This is a genomic window from Vibrio sp. VP6 (genome assembly GCF_028823755.1).
Lineage (GTDB): Bacteria > Pseudomonadota > Gammaproteobacteria > Enterobacterales > Vibrionaceae > Vibrio > Vibrio parahaemolyticus.
The window spans coordinates 40,209-63,515 of record NZ_JAPEID010000013.1; the positions used below are offsets into that span (position 1 = coordinate 40,209).

General features: G+C 45.4%; 17 protein-coding genes and 3 pseudogenes. 9 read left to right on the forward strand and 11 right to left on the reverse strand.

Annotated features, from left to right (window positions below; translation table 11 throughout):
* Positions 1–75 precede the first annotated feature (75 nt).
* Positions 76–1,104 carry a dihydroorotase gene (pyrC, locus tag OU793_RS10565; RefSeq protein ID WP_005480191.1) on the forward strand — a complete coding sequence of 343 codons (1,029 nt, stop codon included), beginning with the start codon at positions 76–78 and terminating at the stop codon, positions 1,102–1,104.
* 88 nt (positions 1,105–1,192) lie between these two features.
* Here pyrC and OU793_RS10570 read toward each other — a convergent pair whose 3' ends face one another.
* Positions 1,193–2,098, reverse strand: coding sequence for a DUF808 domain-containing protein (locus OU793_RS10570; RefSeq protein ID WP_005464288.1), 906 nt, complete (start codon positions 2,096–2,098; stop codon positions 1,193–1,195).
* 172 nt (positions 2,099–2,270) lie between these two features.
* Here OU793_RS10570 and OU793_RS10575 point away from each other — a divergent pair, with 172 nt between their 5' ends.
* A complete protein-coding gene (locus OU793_RS10575) occupies positions 2,271–3,188 on the forward strand; it encodes a M14 family metallocarboxypeptidase (protein WP_159404300.1) in 918 nt (305 codons plus the stop codon).
* Here the strand turns inward: OU793_RS10575 and OU793_RS10580 are convergent.
* Positions 3,183–3,971, reverse strand: a complete 789-nt coding sequence (locus OU793_RS10580) for a helix-turn-helix domain-containing protein (RefSeq protein WP_017447919.1) — start codon at positions 3,969–3,971, stop codon at positions 3,183–3,185. The two genes, OU793_RS10575 and OU793_RS10580, sit on opposite strands and share 6 nt — an antisense overlap.
* A gap of 98 nt (positions 3,972–4,069) precedes the next feature.
* On the opposite strand from OU793_RS10580, the gene OU793_RS10585 reads away from it, so the two are divergent.
* Complete coding sequence (locus OU793_RS10585) at positions 4,070–4,978, forward strand: DMT family transporter (RefSeq protein WP_140199502.1); 909 nt, start codon at positions 4,070–4,072, stop codon at positions 4,976–4,978.
* A 62-nt stretch (positions 4,979–5,040) separates the two neighbouring features.
* Here OU793_RS10585 and OU793_RS10590 read toward each other — a convergent pair whose 3' ends face one another.
* Positions 5,041–5,280: a YdcH family protein gene (locus OU793_RS10590; RefSeq protein ID WP_005479911.1), complete on the reverse strand. Its 240-nt coding sequence runs from the start codon at positions 5,278–5,280 to the stop codon at positions 5,041–5,043.
* Positions 5,281–5,512: 232 nt separating this feature from the next.
* On the opposite strand from OU793_RS10590, the gene OU793_RS10595 reads away from it, so the two are divergent.
* Positions 5,513–6,550: a DUF4382 domain-containing protein gene (locus OU793_RS10595; RefSeq protein WP_180793860.1), complete on the forward strand. Its 1,038-nt coding sequence runs from the start codon at positions 5,513–5,515 to the stop codon at positions 6,548–6,550.
* 104 nt (positions 6,551–6,654) lie between these two features.
* On the opposite strand, the gene OU793_RS10600 is transcribed toward OU793_RS10595, so the two are convergent.
* Entirely contained in the window at positions 6,655–7,524 is an 870-nt protein-coding gene (locus tag OU793_RS10600) for a GyrI-like domain-containing protein (RefSeq protein WP_140103210.1), read from the reverse strand.
* Between the two features lie 125 nt (positions 7,525–7,649).
* Between OU793_RS10600 and OU793_RS10605 the strand changes: the two genes are divergently transcribed.
* On the forward strand, positions 7,650–8,798 hold the full coding sequence (locus tag OU793_RS10605) for a PLP-dependent aminotransferase family protein (RefSeq protein WP_159404299.1): 1,149 nt from the start codon (positions 7,650–7,652) through the stop codon (positions 8,796–8,798).
* A gap of 414 nt (positions 8,799–9,212) precedes the next feature.
* On the forward strand, positions 9,213–10,241 hold the full coding sequence (locus OU793_RS10610; protein WP_159404298.1) for a hypothetical protein: 1,029 nt from the start codon (positions 9,213–9,215) through the stop codon (positions 10,239–10,241).
* A gap of 95 nt (positions 10,242–10,336) precedes the next feature.
* Here the strand turns inward: OU793_RS10610 and OU793_RS10615 are convergent, their stop codons facing one another.
* Positions 10,337–10,663, reverse strand: a complete 327-nt coding sequence (locus tag OU793_RS10615) for a DUF4156 domain-containing protein (RefSeq protein ID WP_020834976.1) — start codon at positions 10,661–10,663, stop codon at positions 10,337–10,339.
* Positions 10,664–10,887: 224 nt separating this feature from the next.
* On the opposite strand from OU793_RS10615, the gene OU793_RS10620 reads away from it, so the two are divergent.
* A complete protein-coding gene (locus OU793_RS10620; RefSeq protein WP_140103209.1) occupies positions 10,888–11,598 on the forward strand; it encodes a lipoate--protein ligase in 711 nt (236 codons plus the stop codon).
* 49 nt (positions 11,599–11,647) lie between these two features.
* On the opposite strand, the gene OU793_RS10625 is transcribed toward OU793_RS10620, so the two are convergent.
* The 4 genes and pseudogenes from OU793_RS10625 to OU793_RS10640 form a co-directional block, all read right to left on the reverse strand.
* Complete coding sequence (locus OU793_RS10625; RefSeq protein ID WP_140103208.1) at positions 11,648–12,685, reverse strand: HlyD family secretion protein; 1,038 nt, start codon at positions 12,683–12,685, stop codon at positions 11,648–11,650.
* A gap of 1 nt (position 12,686) precedes the next feature.
* Complete coding sequence (locus OU793_RS10630; protein WP_025572507.1) at positions 12,687–14,003, reverse strand: glycosyltransferase; 1,317 nt, start codon at positions 14,001–14,003, stop codon at positions 12,687–12,689.
* Positions 13,990–15,334: pseudogene (locus OU793_RS10635) on the reverse strand (diguanylate cyclase). Before OU793_RS10635 ends, OU793_RS10630 begins: the two are co-directional and overlap by 14 nt.
* Before the next feature lie 569 nt (positions 15,335–15,903).
* A pseudogene (locus OU793_RS10640) lies at positions 15,904–16,331 on the reverse strand (VOC family protein).
* 233 nt (positions 16,332–16,564) lie between these two features.
* Between OU793_RS10640 and OU793_RS10645 the strand changes: the two are divergent.
* Positions 16,565–18,133: a DEAD/DEAH box helicase gene (locus OU793_RS10645; protein WP_069544733.1), complete on the forward strand. Its 1,569-nt coding sequence runs from the start codon at positions 16,565–16,567 to the stop codon at positions 18,131–18,133.
* A gap of 105 nt (positions 18,134–18,238) precedes the next feature.
* Here OU793_RS10645 and OU793_RS10650 read toward each other — a convergent pair whose 3' ends face one another.
* On the reverse strand, positions 18,239–21,118 hold the full coding sequence (locus OU793_RS10650; protein WP_140103206.1) for a Six-hairpin glycosidase-like protein: 2,880 nt from the start codon (positions 21,116–21,118) through the stop codon (positions 18,239–18,241).
* A 220-nt stretch (positions 21,119–21,338) separates the two neighbouring features.
* On the opposite strand from OU793_RS10650, the gene OU793_RS10655 reads away from it, so the two are divergent.
* The gene (locus tag OU793_RS10655; RefSeq protein ID WP_086590430.1) at positions 21,339–22,250 is read left to right on the forward strand and encodes a LysR family transcriptional regulator; all 912 of its coding nucleotides are present in this window, start codon (positions 21,339–21,341) and stop codon (positions 22,248–22,250) included.
* Here the strand turns inward: OU793_RS10655 and OU793_RS10660 are convergent.
* Positions 22,203–23,124: pseudogene (locus OU793_RS10660) on the reverse strand (LysR family transcriptional regulator). The gene OU793_RS10655 and the pseudogene OU793_RS10660 overlap by 48 nt on opposite strands.
* Between the last annotated feature and the right edge of the window lie 183 nt (positions 23,125–23,307).

Below are 23,307 nucleotides of genomic sequence, written 5' to 3' on the forward strand. Positions count from 1 at the left end.
GCAAGCGTTTGCTCCAAAAGGCAAATGCAGCGTTTAGGCTCCAATCAGACAACTTTTCAATGGTGGGAGCAATTAATGACAACACTGACTATTACTCGTCCTGACGACTGGCACGTTCACTTACGCGATGGTGAAGTTCTAAAAGACACCGTTCGCGATATCAGCCGCTACAATGGCCGCGCGCTGATCATGCCAAACACCGTCCCACCTGTTACCAATACCGAAATGGCACTTGCCTACCGCGATCGAATTCTGAAAGAGCAGCACGGCGAACAATTCGAACCTCTGATGGCGCTTTACCTAACCGATAACACCACGCCAGAAGAGATTCGCGCAGCAAAAGCAACCGGTAAAATTGTCGCAGCGAAGCTTTACCCTGCAGGTGCAACGACTAACTCAGATTCTGGTGTGACCGATGCGAAGAACATTTACCACGTTCTCGAAGCCATGGAAGAAGTCGGGATGTTGCTTTTGGTTCATGGAGAAGTCACTCATCACCACGTTGATATCTTCGACCGAGAAAAAGAATTCCTTGATACCGTCCTCGCTCCTATCGTTAATGACTTCCCTAATCTTAAAATCGTTCTAGAACATATCACCACCGCCGACGCAGCACAGTTCGTTAACAACGCGTCTGATAATGTTGCCGCTACCATTACTGCTCACCACCTTCTTTTCAACCGCAATCACATGCTTGTCGGTGGCATTAAGCCTCATTTCTACTGCTTACCGATTCTAAAGCGCAACACCCACCAGCAAGCCCTAATCGAAGCCGCAACCAGCGGTAGCAAGAAGTTTTTCCTAGGTACCGACTCCGCTCCGCATGCAAAAGGCGCGAAAGAATCGGCTTGCGGTTGTGCAGGTTCTTACACTGCGCACGCGGCGCTAGAACTTTATGCAGAAGTCTTTGAAAAAGAAGGCAAGTTGGAAAACTTGGAAGCGTTTGCAAGCTTCAACGGTCCTGATTTTTACGGTATTGCGCGCAACGCAGATACGGTGACGCTAGAAAAATCGGCTTGGGATGTTCCTGAATCTATGCCATTTGGCAACGACATCGTTGTGCCTATTCGTGCAAACGAACAAATTGAGTGGAAAGTGAAGTAATCGCTTCACGCAAATAACGTGCATAAAAAAGGGCCATGACGTTCTCCGCATTAGAGACAGCATGGCCCTTTTTCATTTTATATGTGGATTATTTACCGCGAAGCTTTTCTACCACCGTCCATACAGCAACCACAATCAAACCCGCTACAAAACCGATAATGCCGTTAAGCAAAATAGGCAGAATCGCTGTAGCAACCGAATGACCACTAAAGTTCATAATAATCGGTTCTACAAAGTGGTGAATGGCTGGCACGTTATGCACTACAATCCCGCCACCGACTAAAAACATCGCAGCAGTTCCCACAATCGTTAACAACTTCATCAGCTTTGGTGCAAAAGCAACTAAAGCACTGCCAACTTTCGCCATCCAGCCCTTACCTTTTGAGCGAATTTCAAGGTAGAAGCCCAAGTCATCCAATTTCACGATGCCTGCTACTAAGCCATAAACACCAATGGTCATGATGACCGCAATTAAGCTCACCACTAAGATTTGCGTCACAAGACTCGCCCCAGTCACGGTGCCCAACGCAATCACAATAATTTCCGCTGAGAGAATAAAATCGGTTCGAATCGCACCTGCAACTTTTCGCTTTTCGTAATCCTCTAACGACTCGCCCGTATCCACAAGCTCTTCTTTTTCTTCATGGGGATGTGAGTGTGGAAACAGTTTTTCGAGTACTTTTTCAGCCCCTTCAAAACAGAGAAACAAACCGCCGATTAGTAGCAATGGCATGATCAACCAAGGAATAATTGCGCTAATCAATAATGCAGAAGGCACCAAAATCAGTTTGTTTTTAAATGAACCTTTGGCCACCGCCCAAACTACTGGAATTTCTCGCTCAGATGCGACACCCGAGACCTGCTGAGCGTTTAACGCTAAATCATCACCCAATACACCTGCGGTTTTCTTTGCCGCCATTTTTGACATCAACGCAACATCATCCAATACCGCGGCAATATCATCCAACAGTGTGAGTAAACTTGCTCCAGCCATTTTTTATCTCTTATATGAAATTGAGTAAGTAACAAAATGTAACACCATTAAACCCCTTGGCAAAGTGATGATTTTGCAAAGAATACCGTCACAATTGGTATTTTGTATTGCCGATAAGATAAGACAGGTCTAGTCTTGTCATACCTTTCAGCACACAAAAGAAAAAGTATAGATGAAAAGCGGATACTCTTACCCAATCGGTACCCCAGGCCAACCTTGGGGCGAAGCAGAACGCAAAGCGTGGCTCGCACAGCGCGAAGTAAAACGCCGCTACCAAGAAGAAGTAGTCAGCAAAATTGATGCGCTACGCGACCGTTTCGATGTGGAACAATATGGTGCGCTTTCTTACGACCAAGCTCGCTTCCCACTGTTTTGCATTAAAACACGTAACTGGGACTCAGCAAAACCGATTGTTCTTGTAACTGGCGGTGTGCATGGCTACGAGACCAGCGGCGTACACGGCGCGCTAAAATTCGTAAAAACAGAAGCAGAGCATTACGCAGAGCACTTCAATATTGTAGTGGCACCCTGCGTGAGCCCATGGGGTTACGAAGTGATCAACCGTTGGAATCCAAACGCGATTGATCCAAACCGCTCTTTCTATACAGATAGCCCAGCGGAAGAGTCAGCCAACTTGATCAAGCTCGTATCGACATTGGGCGACGTGTTAATGCACATTGATTTGCACGAGACGACAGATTCTGACGAAACTGAGTTCCGTCCTGCCTTAGCTGCTCGTGATGGTATTGAGTACATTGAAGGTATGATCCCAGATGGCTTTTACACCGTGGGAGATACTGAAAACCCTCAACCTGACTTCCAAAAGGCAGTCATTGAGTCGGTTGCAAAAGTGACTCACATTGCACCAGCAGATGAACACGGCGAGATCATTGGTTCCCCAGTCGTACAATTTGGCGTTATCAACTACCCAATGGTGAAACTGGGTCTGTGTGGCGGCGTAACAAATTGCGTTTACGGCACCACCACAGAAGTTTATCCAGACAGCCCGAAAGTAACGGACGAAGAGTGCAATGATGCACAAGTCGCTGCTGTTGTGGGTGGTCTGGATTACGTCCTCGCTCAGCTATAACAAGCGATTCTTATATTGCTCCGGTGTCATGCCGGAGTATTTCTTAAACATCGCGATAAAAGGGCTGGCTTGGTTGTAACCTAACGTCAGCGCGACTTCTTTTACGGTTTGCCCTTTGCGTAGCAACTCCATCGAGTGCAAATACCGCACACGTAAACGCCACTCAGTAAAGCTCATTCCTAACTCACTCTGGCAATGTCTCGCTAACGTGCGCTCTGTGGTATGCACTTTTGCCGCCCACTCCGCCAAGCTGATTTCATCGGTTGGCGATTCTTCTACCGCTTTTAAGATTGGCTGAAGATATTTGTTGTCGGTTGTCGGTAAAAAGTGATGTTCCACTTCTTGTTTCGCCAGTTGATCCAACAACACTCGCACCAAGCGTTTGTCTTCATCGCTCTGCGCTACGTTAATGTCACGCTGACGAAAGTCCTCAATGATGGCAGAAACGATGGGGGTGACTTTGATTAAACTGGTTTTGGTTGGAAAATGTGCCGTCAGCTCTGGTGCAATATTCAATGAGCAATATTCGATTGGTTTTCGGTTGTAGCTGGTATGACGAATGCCCGCTGGCACCCAAATTGCCAAATGAGGTGGCGCTAAAAATCGTGTGTCCTCCGCATCCATTTCCAAAATCCCACCGCTGATCAGCTGCACTTGCCCCCAAGGATGGCTATGAATCCGGGTTTCCGTGTTGGAAAGAAACGCTTCAAAATTCATAAAAACATCCGATGGCGCACGATCAATTGATAATGAAGGATGAAGATTTCTCGCACTCTTTTTCAAAATTGTCTTCCTATCGCTTACGATGTCTTTTAAGAGATACTTTTCATTATAAAGACCTGTCAGACTAGCGCCATCAATTATTGTGCGATGAGGTTCTCATGGTTTATTTGCTTCCGTTTTTTACTGTCATGATTTGGGGTGGAAATTCTATCGTAAACAAAATGGCGGCAAGCACGATTGAACCTAGCGCAATGAGCTTCTATCGTTGGTTTGTTGCGATGGTTCTTCTAACGCCATTTTGCTTGCCAGCCGTAATCAAACAGCGTCATGTAATTCGTCCATACCTTACTAAACTGGCATTTTTAGCCCTACTCGGCATGGTACTTAACCAGTCGTTAGGCTACTACGCAGGCTTAACTACAACGGCTTCAAACATGGCACTTATCACGTCATTGGTGCCTTTGATTAGCGTGTTTTTAAGCGTCCCTCTATTGGGTAAATCGGTTTCTATGTTAAGCATTGTCGGTGGGGTAATTTCACTTGGTGGTTTAGCATTTATGCTTGGGCACGGTGACGTCACCTACTTCTTGCATCAAGATATGACACAAGGCGACAGCTTAATGTTACTGGCCGCGTTAGTTTATGCCGCATACTGTGTGCTTTTAAAGCGTTGGAAGATGCCATTTAACAGCCTAACATTGGTTTACATGCAAGGCTTCTTCTCTGTCATCATGCTGACTCCACTGTGGCTTTCAAGCGAACAACTGCTTCCTAGCCAAGAGGCGCTTCCACTGATCGCTTATGCTGGTATCGCAGCGTCTATTTTCGCTCCATTGATGTGGGTAAAAGCAATAGATTTGATTGGCGCAGACTCCAGCGCCATGTTCATGAACTTAATGCCTGTGGTCTCTGTCGCCTTAGCGTCAACACTGCTCGGTGAAGAGGTTCATGTGTACCATATTATCGGCGGCTTGATGGTTATCTCCGGCGTGATTCTGTCGCAGATAAAAGTACGGAAGAAGCAAGATCTTGTGGTATCCGAATCGTTGACAACTACAACTCGTTAATTTGTTGGCCCCTCCCTCTTCTAAAATCGGCTCGTTGATACGAGCCGATACTCATTGCTTGGTTAAGAACCCATAATTCGGGAGTGCAGCCAGTCTTTTAGCTCCGCTCGATTATGCTTGAGCACATTCATGGCGTGGTCGTCTATCGGGCTGCCTTGCAGCTCTAATACACGAATCTCCTTATCGAGTGCGTTGTAGTTTTTAACGTTTTCAGCAAATGATGCATCGTTTTGGCTAAGCTGAGTGATGGTATCCAAATGTTCCGGAAATTCATGGGTTAATGAGTGATTTTCACCTAACATAGAGACCTCTTGAGTGGCGTTATTGATGTTTGTCTTGCTTATTTTTTAAGCAAGACAATATTAACCATAGCACTTCATTCGGGGTGATATCGTCGAGTTGACCACACTTTTACGCAACGTATTTAATTTACAATATCTTAACTACTTGGTATTCAAAAGCCCCCGTCTCCTGCGCAAAATCTCATCATTTTCTACTACATTTAATAGACTTCCCACTAAGAAGGTAACCCCAATGAACACCATAAAATTCAGCCTAGTTGGTGCAGCGGTGGTAGTAGCGCTCTTTGGCTGTAACTCTGACAGTAATACCATCACCACGACAACCCCTGTCACTCTATCCGTCTCTGATGCGCCTATAGACGACGTTTCCGAAGTGGTCATCACTTACAGCAAAGTTGCTTTCCTTCCTCTTGATGGCGGATCACCACAAATTTTTGAGGTGTATAAAACCGATGAAGAAGGCAATTACGTGGATGAAAACGGCGATCCAATTCCTGATGGTGAAGATCCTCTGCCGTTGAGTGTTAACTTGCTCAACTATCAAGGCAGTGATGTTCAAGAGCTGGTTGAAGATGAAGTGATTCCTTCTGGCAACTACAAGTTGTGTGTGTTTGCCAATGATGGCGATCACCCCGACTACCCATCGTATGTGATTGACGAAGCAACAGGAAATCAAATCCCACTGACCGTCAAAGGCGATGGTGCTTGTCCTCAAGGCGTGGGTAAAGAGCCTAACTCTGGGGTATTGTTCTTTAATAACACCTTTGCGGTTAATCCTGATAACAATGAATTCGTAGTCGAGTTTGATCTGCGTCGAGGCTTAAAAGACGGAACGGGTCAAAACGAAGGGTACAGTATTCAACGCACTTCGGTGACCTTGATAAACACCGTTACGACAGGTGAAATTCAGGGCGATGTCGCCTCACAAACCTATGCGGATTGCGAAATTGATACGTCCAGTGCAAACGACTATGCGCACGCCGTTTACTTATATGAAGGCAGCGTCGCCAAAGAGGACATGGGGCCATTTGCTGGCGAAGACGGGAAAGCCACACCAATTGCAGCAGCCAACGTGGTTCCAGATATGGAGCAAGTTAATTACGAATACGAGTTTGGTTTTGTAGAACCCGGCACCTACTCGGTTGGCTATACCTGCACTGCAAATGATGACTCTGAAGAAGGTATTGTCGCCGGAGAAACCTTCAGTATTTATCAAGTAACAAGTGAGTTAACGGTATCGGCTGGTGCTGAGACGGATGCCAATTTCTAGCCACCTATCAAGATATTCTAAAAATAAGGCAGCGCTTGTTTTGGGCTCTGCCTTTTCGTTCCATGCGACTGCATTCTTTTCGCCAAGCCGCGTGTTTCTGATGCTTAGAAAAAACTGATGGGTAGATAGAAATCCAGCTCAAACGCCTCATCATGGCTGAGGAAATGGTTTTTAAGATAATGAACATAAGCGGGCGTGGAACGTTGCTTAAAGCCTGAGTTAGGCAACCACTTCTCTAATACCATACTCAGTTGAGGAAGAAGCTCACCATATACTCCCGTTAAGCGAAAAACAGCATGTAAACCACCCGGAATCGTCATTTGATTCACGACACCGCGTACTTTGAGCGGCCTATCAATCGCCATACAAGCCACATAACGACACTTGTCGAGCTCAACCCAAGCAGGGTTGGAGTGATGCAAACCATATTGAACCGAAAAGTCCCGATTCTCAGAACTTGCCCACGCTTTCAAAATCAGCCACGCATTGCGAATGGAACGGTTATAGCCCTCATGTCGAACATACACCGCAAAGCGTTGTGGGACCTCTATAATTTTTGGTTCTGGCAACTCGCGTTTCGCAACCCGATGATAACCCGCTGCCACTTCCGGATCCTTCAAATACGGTTTTTCTGCGACTTGTAAATCATGCTTTCGCCATGCACCAGGAGACATAGCGAACGTCGCTTTAAACGCTCGGCTAAAAGAAGATACCGAGTTAAAGCCACACTTGTTAGCAATGTCTAGCACTGATGAGCCGGTATCAAACATCAGTTGATTGGCGGCGTATTCCATTCTGGTACGGCGGATATATTGATGGATGGATTCCCCCACGACATCTTTAAAAATACGATGGAAGTGTTGTTCAGAATAGGCTGCTACGTCCGCTAGCTCTTTAGCTGATAAATCTCTGCTAATGTCCTGGTGAATGTAAAACAGCACGTCATTGATTCTGGAAACTTGTTGATGGCTCACGGAGTAAACTTTCGCTCAAATAGCATAAATGGGCATGTTTAACAGCATAAATGGACACACCAAGCTTGGCAATTTACCTATACTATTTCTGACATAAAAAAAGACAATTACGAGAAGCACAGCACATGGAAATCGCACAGTCATTACAACAAACTAAGTCATCCTACATTCGAGAGATCCTCGCAGCAGCGAGCGATAAGAATGTCATTTCTCTTGCGGGTGGCTTACCGGACGAAAAAACCTTCCCGATCGACTTAATGAAACCGACGCTAGAAAACCTCGCGAACATGCCAGAGGTGTTTCAATACGGCGCAACAGCAGGCTACGCACCGCTACTTAATTTTTTGACCGATTATTACCAGCTACCAGAATCTCATTTGGCGATGATCACAACGGGTTCTCAGCAAGGGCTAGATTTGATCGCGCGTGCGTACGTGAATCCGGGCGATAAAGTGGTGATGGAAGCGCCAAGCTACCTTGGAGCCATGCAAGTATTCGGTTTAGTTCAAGCCAACATCGTGACCGTTTCGCAAACCGAGTGTGGCCCAAACCTTGAAGAACTCGAGCAATGCTTTTCCACACAGCAACCAAAAATGTTCTACGCCGTGCCCGATTTTCACAACCCAACGGGCGTATGCTGGGCGCTAGAGACTCGCCAAAAAGTTGCCGAGCTTTGTATCCAATACGACGTTGCATTCATTGAAGACGCACCATACCGCGAGCTGCGTTTTTCTGGTGAAGCACTGCCGCTGGTTTCGGATTTCTGCCCGCAGCACTCCATCGTGCTGCGTTCATTCTCCAAAATCGCCTCACCAGGCTTGCGTATTGGTGTGGTAACCGGCAAACGCAGTTACCTTGAGCCACTCATCAAAATCAAACAAGGTGCAGATCTGCACTCTAGTTTTCCTATGCAAGCATTGCTGCATGGTCTACTTCAGCATGACAATTTCGAAACACACATTTCAACCATCTGCGCACTTTACAAATCGCGTTACGATGTCATGTTTGCTGAGCTGCAAAAGCAGCTGCCAGAAAGTTGCGTACTAAAACCTGTCGATGGTGGCATGTTTGTCTGGGTCGAAATTCCAGAATGCGACACGTTCGAACTTGCGAAAACTCTACTCGAAAACTGGGTTGCTGTGGTGCCAAGCCCGGTATTTTATCCGGAAGGTTCCAAGGTAAAAGCCGCTCTGCGTCTTAACTTTACCAATGCCACACCAGAAGAACTGACGACGGCTGTCACTCGACTTGCGGATGTACTTAACGCTTTGTAATTGAGTACCGCGCGTTAGAACCTGCCTTTGAGATTCGAAAAAAGTCTCAAAGGCAGCATCAAAAAAGTTCCCCAAAAAAATTTATATTTTTCCTTCAAATCAAGTCTCTACAGTAAGTGCCTGTTTTCTCTTGATCCTCTCACTCATATAAAAGTGAGAACCTAATCACGTATTTGATGGTTAGAAAAGTTACGTCTATCTTTCAGACAAAAGACATCAACTTCGCAGCATTAATGCTCTCAATTTCAGACACTTTACTCAGTCGTGGCTTAGCGATTGAAAAATCGACTAGAAAGCATCTGCAGGCATGCCCACTACGAAGGATTGACCAGAACCATTCTGAATGTCGCGAGCCAGTCGCTTGATTGGCAATTACGTCAGTGAATCGCACCAAATGACAGAGGGGTTATCAGGATGAACACTCGAACCACGACAGGACTCGTCGCCACTGGCTGGTCCGTTATCTTTTCACTTTTTACCGCATTCGCCGCGTATGCGAGTACGTCTCCAAACTGTAGTGACGTATTAGCGGGCAACACAACCGCCGTATCGCAAAAAATGATGGTCTTATTGGGCGAAGACATCACCAAATCCAACCGCATCACCACAGTGATTCCCGCTCAAAACAATCCATTTGTAACCGAAGAACTGGTCTCGGTTTCCAATGACGTGTCGCCCAATGGACGTCTGCCACAAAAGACTTTGGAAGAGATCCGAAAAGTACGCTCAGATTTAGAAAAAGCCGCACAGGAAGTAAGCCGATTACAGGGCACTTTTGAAGTCGCGTTCGTTAGCTTGATTGATGGCTACTGCCAGTTCTCGAATCACGAACTAACTCAGCATGCTAAAATCGACTTTGACCATTTGGAAGGTCTAACGCTGCATTCAATCCCAGCGCTGTTGGCAATGGTGGATCAATCGTACGCGATGGCTGAAAACCGCCTAGCAAACGAGCAAAACCAATTGAGCAACATTGAAAGAGAAAAACAGAGGCAGAAACAGCAAGCAAGTGCTGCGGCAGCCGCTCGTTACCAAGACGGTAACGTGTTGGTGAAAGTCGAGAATTTTGATGGTTCTAACGTGATTTTCTCCGTCACAAACGTAGGTTCTCAAGGTTCATTACAGCCAAACTTCAACACTTTTAGCGCCTATCGCACCGAAAGTGGAGAGTTGGTCTATAAGTCAGAATCTTTACTGCATCTGGCTGATACGGCAGGCAACACGCTGCAAACTATGGGCATTGCCGAGCTTTCATCCAAAGGTGGAAACAGCTTGTCGATCTCTCCAGGAGAAACTCGAAAATTCGTCACCAGTATTGCTTCAGAAGTCGCGCCACACGCGCAATTAAGCTTAGAGTTTCCGGCCAAAGTGCTCAATACAGAGCAAGATTTCACGCTGTCGTTTTCCGACTCTATCGCGGTAGCAACAGCCAATGTGAATTAACGGCGAGAGAGAACATAACGAACAAACCCATGTTTGTTGAGCGTGTCAAAGACAGGCGAGCAACGCCTGTCTTTCAGTTATGAGCAAGAAAATCGCTACTGTTTGCATTTGTAAGCGTTTGCAAACATCGTCACTGACGTAGAAAAGCTTAACGGTTGGTATAAATACAAGGTATCTGCGCCTAAATCTGCTGCCTTGATGCGCATTTGGTTTAGTGTACCCCAAACCATGTCTTTATCTGCGTGAAGCCAGTAGTCGTAAAAGTGCCCTTCTGAGCCAATCACGGTACCCATTAGTTCACAGTTTTCAATCGCATTCACATTATCCCAAAGCACCTGTACTTGCTCAGATTCTTGAGTTGGGAACGTCACACACCCCGTTAATGATGCCGCTAACGCGAGACACATCACTCGCTTTTTCATATTCATATCGCCAAAAAATTTTATAGATGGCGGATTTTATGAGTTGCTTATGCGATGACCAACAAAATATTTCTATCGCGCGTTCAAGTAGAACTAATGGACAACGGAAAAACCCAAAAGTGGCAACGCATCTAACGAGTAAAAACCTCGCAATCACAGACCTAGCAATAAAACCGTATCTGAGATAAAACAGTAACGATTAAATACACACGAGGGATAGAGTTTTGGTTGCTAAGAATAAGCTAATTCGCTTCACAGCTACGGAAGTCGCTGATGCATTTGAAAAAGAAGATGAGCTCATTAAACAAGTTCAATCCAACCAACTCTTGCAAGTGCTCTTACTTTGGCAAGTAAAAAGCCCGACGCTCGTGCTTCCCGCGGGCAAGAAATGGCCAGTGTCTAATGAATTGGAACATGCGTTAAATACGTCTGGCTGGAAGCTCTTTTCTCGTAAAACCGGTGGTGCACCAGTCCCTCAGGTACCGGGTATTATTAATCTATCCCATATCTATCACTGGCCAGAAGGTGAGCCTTACAACATCAAAAAAGCGTATCTCGATTTATGTGCGATATTAACGGTTTTCTTTGAACAGTTAGGCGTGAAAGTGGATGTTCATGCTACGCCTTATTCCTACTGCGATGGCGAATACAACCTCAACATTGGCGGGCAAAAAGTCGTGGGAACCGCGCAGCGTGTTTTACTTAAAAAAGGCGGCGGACAAGTGGTATTGTCACAAGCATGCATTCTGATTGATGCCGACGTCGAGAAGATTGTCGAACCAGTAAGAATGTGTAATCAGCTTTGTGGTCATGACGATGATATTCGTGGCGATGTCCACACACCGCTCTTCCATCATATATCCGACCGCCCATCGGTAGATTCACTCTTTCAGCAATTGACGAGTGCGTTTTTAACGCATGCAAAAGCTGAGTAAAAATCAGTGTAAACAAAAAGGAGCAAAAGCTCCTTTTTGTTTAACGATATTAAAAGCGAACTTCGACTTCTACGCCTTCAATCCAACGGCTTTTTTCTAGAGCTTCATCAAAACTCAGCGTCACCTTCAAATACGCAGGTTGACCTTCGAATGGGCTTTGCAGTTCAGAAGGCAGCTTGTTCACCACTTCAACCGGCTTCGATACCGTTGCACTGAACTTTCTGCCATCAGGAAATACAACTTTCGCTTTAGTATCCATCTTACTGTATTGGAGATATTTCGGGTTTAAGAAAGCGGTTATCTCCGGCGTAACATTGCGAGCGATCGTAAGTAAGGGAGTATTTTCAGAGACATTTTGCCCTTCGTGTACATGAACATCGAGCACTCGCCCTTTCATAGGAGAACGAAAAGTTAAATTTTCTTGTTGCGCGCGTTTGACTACCAATTCACGCATTAATGATCGGTACTCTTGAGTTACCGGACCAGCAAGCTCCAGTTCTTCTAAATCGCGCATCGCATCTACGTAAGCAATTTTTTGACTACTCAATTGATTACTCAAAGAGTTGTTTACACTAACAATTGCAGCATAATCGACCTCTGAAACCTGTCCCTTTTTTCTATACACGTCATATTTTTTTTGAATTTCTTGTACTTTTTTCAAGCCCTCTTCAGAACTTCCAATCGCATTTTTATACAGTTCATCCGTACTCTGAACCTGATTTTTTGACAATTTAATCAACTCTTCTTTTATAAAATCAATCTCCTTGTTCAGAGGATTGTCTTTTAACAGCAAGAGCGCTTGATCCTGAGCTACTTCCGTACCAACATTGACCGGAATAGGGCCAACAATCGCTGAGCGAGTTGAGGTTACCGTTAATGGGTAAGAAGTAATTATCGCTGGCGCTGTCACTAACACCTGAGTTCGGAACAAGTAATATGCCATGAACAAGAGTGGACTGACTACAATGGCTAAAATCAAGTACCAACGAAGACGATAGCCGCCACGTTTTGCCTGTCCATAGACGACTTTCATACCGCTCTCAGACTGCGGTTTGTTTTTCTTATCTAAGTGAAAGTTAACTTTCATACTAAAACTTTTTACCTCGCTTCAATACCCACCAAGGTGCCATACTTGATTCTTCATGACTTCTCCTCACAACCTCGTTAACCATTGAGAAAGCGGTAATCAAACGCATAAAAAACTGGTAGACAGGGTAAAGAAATAACCATTTCGCTGACTTCAGATCCTCTTTTTTTCTCTCTGATACAAGCCCGATATAGACAACAAAAATCAGAGCAGATAAAAAGAGGTAGACAAAATAGAGCATTAGCATCAACGCCAATACAAATTTAAGTGGATAGACAATCACCATATAAATGCTAAATATCACCACGAGCAGCGGTAATAGAACATTTTGAATCACGCCATAAGCCAAAGTGAATACAAAGTTTCCCCAACCAAGTAAACGTGGAGACAGCCCCTCATTGTGCTTACGCAAAAATAAAAACAATAAATCGCCATCCCAACGAAGTCGTTGCAATACCAAACCTTTCAACGTATCTGGTACATCAGTATGGCCGATTGAATGCGTCGAAAAGGCCAACTTATTATCAGGATAACGACGTTTGTATTGCTTCAAACGCATGGTTAAGTCGAGATCTTCTGCAGTATGCGTATCCCACCCCCCTACTTGCTTAAGAAGGTTCTTTCGAAACGCTCCGAATGCGCCAGAGATATTATTGAGCACACCCCACGTCGCCATCCCTGTTTTACCTGCTTGCATAGACAGCATGTACTCCAAGGATTGCATTTTGGTTAGTAAGTTGGCGTTGTGGTTGCGAACTCTTAACGCACCACCGCTAGCAATCACATTTTTATCCGCAAACTGTTTCATCATGGTGAAAACCATGTCGTTATCGAATGAGGTATCTCCATCTACGTTAATGACAATTTCACCGCTGGCCATTGATAAGCCGGCATTCAATGTCGAAACACGGCCTCCACGTTGCCACTTTGGCAAGACACGAACTTTACGATTACGGACACCTGTATGTCTTCTCTCACCATTTAATGCGGCTTTATAGGTATCTTGGTTTTGCACCGCCCCATCAACCACTGCGAGTATTTCAATATGACCTGGGTAAACTTGCTCAACTAACGTATCGATGGTGATCCCAATCGCCTCTCCCTCACCGTAGCAAGTGATAACGAAGCTTACTGATGGAAATCGTTTTAACTCTGGCTCTTCTCGCATATATGACCAACGAAATATCCCTGTTAACACCAACAAATACAGCGGCAACTCTATGATGATCATTACTGGAAACAACAATAGCCATAGTTCTTCATTGTGAAGAAGCATGCCTCGAAGATAGTCGAGTAAAACGAGACTATCTTGCAGCATAGATCTCTCCCATCAACGATTCGATCCAAACAGAAACACCACCTTCAATGACCGGATCAGGCAAATCCCAAGCAAATACGTCCAACTCAAATTCTTCGTCTTCAACAAGATCACCCAAATCCGATAATTTTTGCTGTAAAACGGACAAGCTTGCGTTAGTCGTGTTTGGCATTAGGACAAGCAACACATCCTGTTTGTACTGACAACATATGTCCGTATCTCGAAACAAGCCGCTAAGACGGCGCGTCAGTTGATCCATCAACGAGAATAATTTGGCATCACCATATTTCATCAATAGTCGGTAAGTGTAATCCAAGTAGAAGATGCTGCTCTTTGTGTCTCAATGCGACTTTATTTAGCCACGCCAGTAGGTTTTGGAAAAAGCTGACTTCGACTTTTCCTTTAATCGATAACTCAGGAGCCTGAATAGACTTTCCGTGCTGGAAGATGTACTCACCGACTTCGCCAAGTCGATATTGATAAATTTTACGAACAACAAGCTCTTCGACTTTGATCTTTGAATCACAGCTCAAACATTGACTGATGGTAGCAGCCTCGACAAACAAACTAGAGCAACTATGGCACACATGATTTTCAAGCGGACGGTCATAGTCCACACCAATATGGCGTAGCTGAGTCAGACATTTTGGACATTCAAGCTTTCCACGACGCTGAAAGCTATGTTGTTCACCAACATGACCACAAGTGAAACAGTGTAAAGAGCTCTGAGAATCGATATCGATACTGCTGCAGTCAGGACATACTTCTACATAGTTCAAGTGTCCACTATTGCAATGGGAGCAAACACGAATTCTGTCAATCAGCGCTTCAGGCTCTAATACTCCCCGGCCTTGCTCGGAGAGTACGTATCGATAAGTGGAATAAATATCAGGAAACAGAAGGTCAATTATCGGAAACGAATAAATCGACGTAGACTCTAAACTTTTTAAAGCGCTCACTCGACGCTGACGATTTACTCCAAGCCAACCAATCAACGGGTCCAACACGTCCGGTTCGTCAATGGAGTCGATCTTGCTTTGAATGGAGCGCCAAACTTTTTTTGACTCTACTTCTTCAAATACACCGTCGGCAATACATCGAGAATAAGGAGTTTCCACAGTGACATAAACCGCCCATGACCAACGCCCTTTCTCTTTAAAAAATGCTTTTAACGCATGGTTCATCTGCTGAGTGTCTTGGTAGGAAATACACACCATCCCCCCCAAACCAACTGGGACCTCTTCGATCTGATTAACTAAGATAACTCCCTCACAGAAATTACTTGTTGGCGGTTCGCCTACCCAATAGAAACTTTTATTTTTTAATGACATTGCATTAGTTCTCACGACCAAAATATTTGCTCATCACAATAAAATATAGGACTAGATACCATAAAACCTTCCTATATTTTCCAAAGTTGAGAGCACACTTATATCTTTGACCTCGGCAGAGTGAGGCAAACTCTCTTTGCTACCAACCAAAATCAGTGCGCACAAAAATGTCAAGCCAGCATAAATTTGCTACTTGCCCAATCGAACAATAGGAATAAGTTACTAACTAGCTATAACTTAGTAAGTTAAAGCTAGTGTTTCATTCAGCAAAGAGAAGGGTGAGCTGTAAACAGCACAATGTTGTAGAAAGAGCATGATAAACCTTTTTAAGCAAGCTGATATACGACGAAATTGATGCCGAAATAGGTCCTTGTATTCACATCAAGCTAATTGTTATTTGTATAAGTCAAGTTCCATCCTGCTCAGTATTTAATCACAGCAGTCAGTATCAAATCTGAGACTTAGTTATATATTACTAGCTTAATTTTGATAAAAATGGAGGGCATAACACAAAAATAAATCCAATCATTTAGTTTACTTATCAGACGAAAAACATCGAAATATCACGCTTATTGATTATAGTCATTTCGTTCGCAGCCTTTCTCCGAGAGTACTCGATAAACTCAAACAGCATACCGTGGTCTTCTAGATAGTAGACGTTCTTTCTAAATGGGTGTTCGTCGCCTCGGTGGTCGAGCTCATAACCTGCTTTGCTTAGCCTTTCGATGAGGGCTTCTACATCCGGCACCACAATCCCTATGTGTTTAAAACCTGTGAAGTGTGATGTCCAATGAGTAGCGTCGCCTTTTCCTCCTGACGAGATGGCAATATAAGAATGATCATCACCTACGTGAAACCATTCAATTGGTCGGCCAAACCAATTATCTATTTTTCCGCCGCCGCGCACTTTCCATTCAGGGATAGCGGCGGTCAAAAATTGGATCATCTTTTGTGCGTCAACGACTGAGATATTGGCATGTTCTACATAACTGCTCATGTGTTTTCCTTTGGGTTCTTGTTTTTTGTTGTTAATGCAACTCTAGAACCTCAAGCTAAGTTTAGGTAAAGAACCTATTTTTGCCTGCCAAAAATAAATGAGATCCAGTTCAAATATTTATCCATGACGGAATTAGTTGAAGCCTGCGCGTAAAAGCCTCAGAATGTCGCACTTTTCGCACCGATTTGTTTTCGGCGCGTTGTTATCTAACTCTACAATTGAGAATCATACATATGGGTTTTACCTCGTTAGGTCTATCTGCTCCAATCCTTAAAGCTATTCAAGAGAAAGGCTACGACACCCCTTCGCCAATTCAGGCAAAAGCAATTCCTGCTATTTTGGAAGGGAAAGACGTAATGGCAGCAGCGCAGACTGGTACAGGTAAAACTGCAGGCTTTACGCTACCGATTCTTGAGCGTTTATCGAATGGCCCTCGCGTTCGTGCTAACCAAGTTCGTGCACTTATCCTGACGCCAACGCGTGAACTTGCGGCTCAGGTGCAAGAAAACGTGTTTATGTACGGCCGTCATCTTCCACTAAGCAGTGCGGTTGTTTTTGGTGGTGTAAAGATCAACCCGCAAATGCTGCGTCTTCGCAAAGGTGCAGATGTGTTGGTTGCGACACCAGGCCGCCTGATGGATTTGTACAACCAAAATGCGGTGAAGTTCGACCAACTAGAAGTTCTGGTGCTGGATGAAGCAGACCGCATGTTGGATATGGGCTTTATCCGTGACATTCGTAAGATCCTAGCTCTGCTACCAAAACAACGTCAGAACCTACTGTTCTCGGCGACTTTCTCGGATGAAATCCGCGACCTTGCGAAAGGCTTGGTGAACAACCCGGTTGAGATTTCAGTCAACCCGGCGAACTCGACGGCAAGAACGGTTGAGCAAAGCATCTACCCAGCAGACGTGAAGAAAAAAGCACCGATGTTGGTTAAATTGATCAAAGACGGCGATTGGAAGCAAGTGCTGGTGTTTACGAAAACGAAACACGGCGCAAACCGTCTGGCGAAGTTCCTGATCGAACAAAATCTACCGGCTGCTGCCATCCACGGCAACAAGAGCCAAGGTGCGCGTACCAAAGCACTGGCGGATTTTAAATCGGGTGAAATTCGTGTGTTGGTCGCGACGGACATTGCTGCACGCGGTATCGATATTCCTCAATTACCGCAAGTGGTGAACTTTGAGCTACCTAAAGTGGCAGAAGACTACGTTCACCGCATTGGTCGTACTGGCCGCGCGGGCGAAGTAGGTAAAGCGATTTCACTGGTGTGTGCGCTAGAAGCGTCTGAGCTGTTTGCGATTGAACGTTTGATTCAAGAAGTACTACCACGTAAAGAGCTGGAAGGTTTTGCGCCAACCAATGTGGTGCCAGAATCTAAACTGGATACTCGCCCAATCAAACCGAAAAAACCTAAGAAGCCAAAAAAACCAAAAGCGCCAAATGCTGCGGGTGAAAACGCTCCAGCAACCGAAAAGAAAGCAGGCAATGGTGCAAACAAACCTAAGCGTCGCTTCAACGGTGGTAACAACGGCAACAAAAACAGCACCAACCAAGGCGGTGCAGACAAGCCTAAAGGTAACCGTGAAAACCAAGGCCGTGCACACAGCAAACCAGATGACCGCAAACCTAACGGCAACAAGCCAAATGGCAATAAACCGAATGGAAATAAACCAAACGGTAATAAGAGTGGCAACGCTGGTAAACCGTCTGGTAACCGCAAGCCAAACAATGCTAAGCCTGCAGGAAACAAACCGTCAGGTCAGCGCCGTAAACCTCGTCCGCAGGCTGCAAACTAATCTGTAAACGGCCCCGATAGAAAATACAACAAAGCCGCTGATAATCTCAGCGGCTTTGTCTTTCTTAGAACACAGTTTTCTAAAACACAGCTTTGTTAAAACAGCCTACATTAAAGGTGTGATTCGAATATCTGCGATTTGCGCTTCGTTCTTTTCACCCTCAATACCACCAGCGTAGATGTAGGTTTCATTCGATTTGAGGTAACTCATATTGAAGTGGTCCTTCAGCGCGATCTGATAGGTTTTTCCCTGCTCCAACGCTGCTTCAATTGGCGTTGAGTAACGCATATCTCGGTTTTCACCAATATGGCCCATCTGCAAGTAACCTTGGCCAACCACCTTACCTGCATCATCCAATACCTCTAACAATTTCACGGTGTTCGTGATGCCAGTATTAAGTTGTCCTAGGTTATTGTTGTACCAAGCATCGAACTGGTAAGTGCCCGTTACAGGAGCTGTAAACGACTCTGCACCTTTTACGATGCCACTGTCTTTGCTCACCGTAACCACTGAGACATTGTCTTTGAGTGGCTGATATTCGCCATCAAGTTTGATGCGGATCTCTTCACCGACACAAACCGGTTGGCTTGGGTTAGAACGGAAGCCTTTATCGTTAATGCTTTCAGCCAAATAACAAGCAAAACCTGTTGGCGTATCGGAATAAGATTGAGCAATCACGTTCTTTTGAATCAGCTCGCCATTGCGATACAAGTTCACGTTGTACTTGCTCGTCACGTCAATCGAAACCGAATTATCAACGCTTTTTACCACCAATGTTGGCTCTTGCGGAGAATAAACGCGACTGTCTTCACTCACATACGGTTTCACCCCAGAAACTAAAGTAATGCTGCTATCTACATTCACAAGCGCGCCCAGTGTCACGTGGAAATGCCCCTCTTCGTCCATCGTGACATTTTCAACTGGGTAGTAACCTGTTTCATCTTTGCTTACTTCAGGCAAGTCAATCGTTACCGAGTAATTCTTTCCTTTGAAGGCAAAGTTTTCCAACGTGATTTGTTCAGACTGAGCCAACAAATTATTGCGCACCCAACTTGTGATAAACGGCTTCACTTCCAACTTACCCGTTTCGGTATGGATGCCGAATAGGGTCTCTACCACCATGTTCAAGTAGCCACCCACAGACCAAAGCTGACGCTGAGAGTTAATCACTGGGCCATCCAAGCTCGGATCTTCGCCATGATCACTATGGATGATGAATGACTTACCAGAAAGCCACTCTAAGTTTTCCATGTTGGATAAGTTGGTCGCGGTACCACGAACCAACGATTGAATGGCATTGTTCGCCGCTGCCACGTTTTGTGTTTGATGCGCGGCGCGCAAGCTGTACGCGGTAACAAATGGCCAAATTGCGCGGTTATGGTACACAGGCACGTCTGGTTGTTGAGGGAAATAAACCGGCACGCCAAACTCACTGTGTGGGTAATTGGCCATGATTTGTTTTGCCTGCGCATCACTTGCCACACCACTGATGATCGCAAGTGCTTCGCCCAACATATCGTATTTGTCGACAGCGATGTCTTTGCCATTGTCAAACAAATAGCTTACGTACATACCGCGTTCGGCATTCCAAAACTGCTCGTTGATAGCGGTTTTTAACTGCGCAGCCCATTCAGTGTATTTGACCGCGTTGGTTGAATCGTACTTCTCTGCCAACTTAGCCGCGAGCTGAATCGCGCGGTAGTGAACCACGTTTGTCGATAACGCTTTGCTGCTACCAATCGCATTGACATCGTTTGGCGTCCACGTTGAGTAAGTTTGCTCACGCCAATCGAGGAATGATTGCTCACCAGTGTATAAACCGGATTTCGCATCAAAAGCCGCCAGGCGATCGGCTTCAAGTGTATTACTGATAGCTTTATATGCGCGCTCAGCAAACTGGTTGTACTCTTCTCCATCCAATGCCGAAAGTAAGCGTTCTGCACCAAGCGCCCAAGTCGTGCGGTCGGTACTGATTGGCCAGCTGCCGCCAGTGCCCGTATCTTGCACAATCTGCTCGCCATCATATTGCTGATCGGTCGTGTCGCGGAAAGCGGACAATTTGAAATTCAAACCATTTTGCACCCGAGTTGGATTCATCAATGCAAGCGAAAGGTCTGCTGCGTACGCCAAATCACGCGTCCATACGTAATGCCACTTCGCGCCCGTCTCAAAAACTTCCGCTTTGATTGGGTTGTTGTAGTTGTAATTGCCGTCTTTGATTTCAGAAACGGCAAGCTGGTCTAGCTCTTTCATCGTCAACGCAAACAACGCGTCAAACGCGACATCACCCGACACCACTCGCGGCCCTGTTTGTTCATTAATCACTAAGCCTTGGTCGAGCGCATCACGCAATTCTGTCGTCGTTGAAATACCAAATTCACGCAGCTCAGCTTTAGGATCTTTCACCGAGAAAATAACGGTATCATTCGAGTCATCGTAATTGGCGAACAGTTTCACTTCTTTACTCTGATGCCCTTCATGCACCATTGCAGGGTCGAGAATCGCATCAGAGTAGTATTTTTCCGCTTCTTCTTGCGTTGCTTTCGTCACAGTCATTGTCGCGCGACTTTCATCGGCAAAGCTCACAGAAAACTTGTAATACCCTTTGTCTTCAAACGTGATCTCAGAGTTGCAATCATCGTTCATACACGCTTCATTCGTGTCCGGTTTTGGCAGGTACTCTTGAGCTTTATCGAACGCCGCGGGCTCCTCAAAATAGGTGTATTGGATCTGCCAACCCGGATCAGCAATCTTGAACTGATTGCTACCTCGAGCGACGCGCAGTACGGTTTCGTACTCGTTATTACCCAAATAGTTTAGCTTGGCATGCTCTGCCGTGCCCCAATCCCCATTTAAACCGCGTAAATATAAGTCGGCTGAAATAATTGGTTTGTCGACCGGCACAGGCGCATCAGAGGAATCTGACCCACACCCAGCAAGACCAATACAAGACGCGACAGCAAGCGCAATAAAACTCGGTTTCATGTTCATCCCTTAGATTGTTGTTTTGGCGACAGTCTAAAGAACACCCTTTTGAGGGGAAAATAGGAAGTCAGGAGCGAGCTATAGATAACATCTATACGTCAAACCCCAACAGTGATGTAGATCTATGAAATGCGCATAATTTCAATCAAATGAGATTACAGATTTGTGATTTATAAATGAAATTGTGCAAAATACCCCTCGTTCTTAGAGGGGAAAGAAAATGGACAAATCTCTGCAGCAATTTTTACTGGTTGCACGCTGCCAAAGCATCAGCGCTGCGGCAAGAATGGCAGGGTTAAGCCAGCCAACGGTAACAAGCAATTTAAAGAAGCTGGAAGAGAATCTCGGCGTAACGCTGTTTGAACGCCATCCTAATGGCATGGTGTTGACCGAATACGGACGCATCCTCTATCGCCATAGCAACGCGATGCAGCATGAATACAACCAAATGATGCAAAGCATTGATGAACGGAAACAGTACCAAGTCGGAAAAATTAAAATGGGTACTGGCGATGCGTGGTGGCCGCTGTTCGTCAAACAAGCACTCAATGAACATCTGACCAAGCAGCCTTCGGCATCTACGCACGTCGAATTTGGCAACCACTTAGGCTTGATGGATTCATTAATCAACGAACAGATTGAATTCTTCATCGGCCACGAGATTGTCGGCTTGTCGTCTAAATGCGATGTTACGTTTATTCCGCTATTTCAAACGGTTGATGCCTATTTTGTTTCCCCAAACCATCCACTGCTAGGGAAAACCGTCACCGAAGAGATGCTGCACGAATACCCCGCTCTTTCGGTCACTTATGACGCTAAGAAATTCGCTCACGTCATCGATAACCCAATCCCGAAACAAAATGAACGCGAAAGGCAGCAACTGGATGACCGACCGACTTACGAAGTGGATTCTCTGCTCGCCAGTATTGATGTACTGAAAGAAAGCGTCGCGGTGATGTCTTATACCCGCCATCTGCAACCGTATTTGGAATCCTTTGGCTTACGATGCTTAACCATGAAAAACGAACCAAACCCTGGCACCGTCGGGATTTATCGCCACCGCCGAGAAACCTCTGAATCGCATCTAGATCTGATTGCTGGCATCACTCAGCGCGCTAAATTGCTCAACTAGAAAGTCCAAAAACAGGCGAACTCTTTTCGGTTGATATTGGCGGCTCTGATAAATGACATGCAGATCCGCCCGTCGCGCTGAAGTTTTTCATATACCCATCCAAAACCGTTACTAAACGTTGTTGTTTTAGGTCTTGCTGAATATCTAAAATCGATTTCAGCGCAATCCCCGCACCGTCCAACGCCCATTGTCGAATCACTTCACCATCATCAGAAAAGCGCTTTGGCGTGACCGTGATCGTTTGGTGAGACTCTTCATCTTTAAAGTGCCACGTTTTTAATTCTTCATTGCTGCGCACCATGGCTAAGCAGCGATGATCCGCGAGATCTTGTGGACAGTTTGGGACACCTTGCTTCGCCAAGTAATCAGGTGACGCGCACAGCACGCGTTGACTCGACGCCAGCTTGCGCGAAATGAGATTGCTGTCCGCTAACTCACCGTAACGAATCACTAAATCGAGCCCCGATTCAGCCAAGTTCGATAAATTGTCATTAAGATAAAGATAAGGCGTCACATCCGGATATTGCTCAGAAAAAGCCGACACCATCGGCGAAATAATTTGTTTGCCAATATCTCGTGGAGCTGAAATTTTCAACGTTCCGCGCACTTCCGAAATACCCGTTTGCAGTAAGTTTTCCGTCTCTTTCACGCTATCAATGATGTTCAGACAAGCTTGATGGTACATTGCCCCTGCGTCCGTGAGTGATACGTGGCGTGTGCTTCGGTTGAGCAGCTTTACGCCATAGCGTTCTTCTATCGCTTGCAGCCTTACCGTTACCGTCGCCGGAGACAAACCTAGCTCCCTTCCCGCCGCTGCCAGACCTTGATGTTTAACGATGCTGACAAACAACGTCATATCCGAAAACTTATCCATCTTCGCGCCCTTATTATTTGGAAAAACTGAATAATCAATTCAGATATTACCCAATTATCAAATTATGTCGAATCCATATACTGACCCTATCGACATTGTTTAGACCCAGAACGTTATGCGACAGGGCAAAGTTAAACGCCGTAACGCTGTTCAACGCACAACAACACGCCCTGCCCAGCCAAG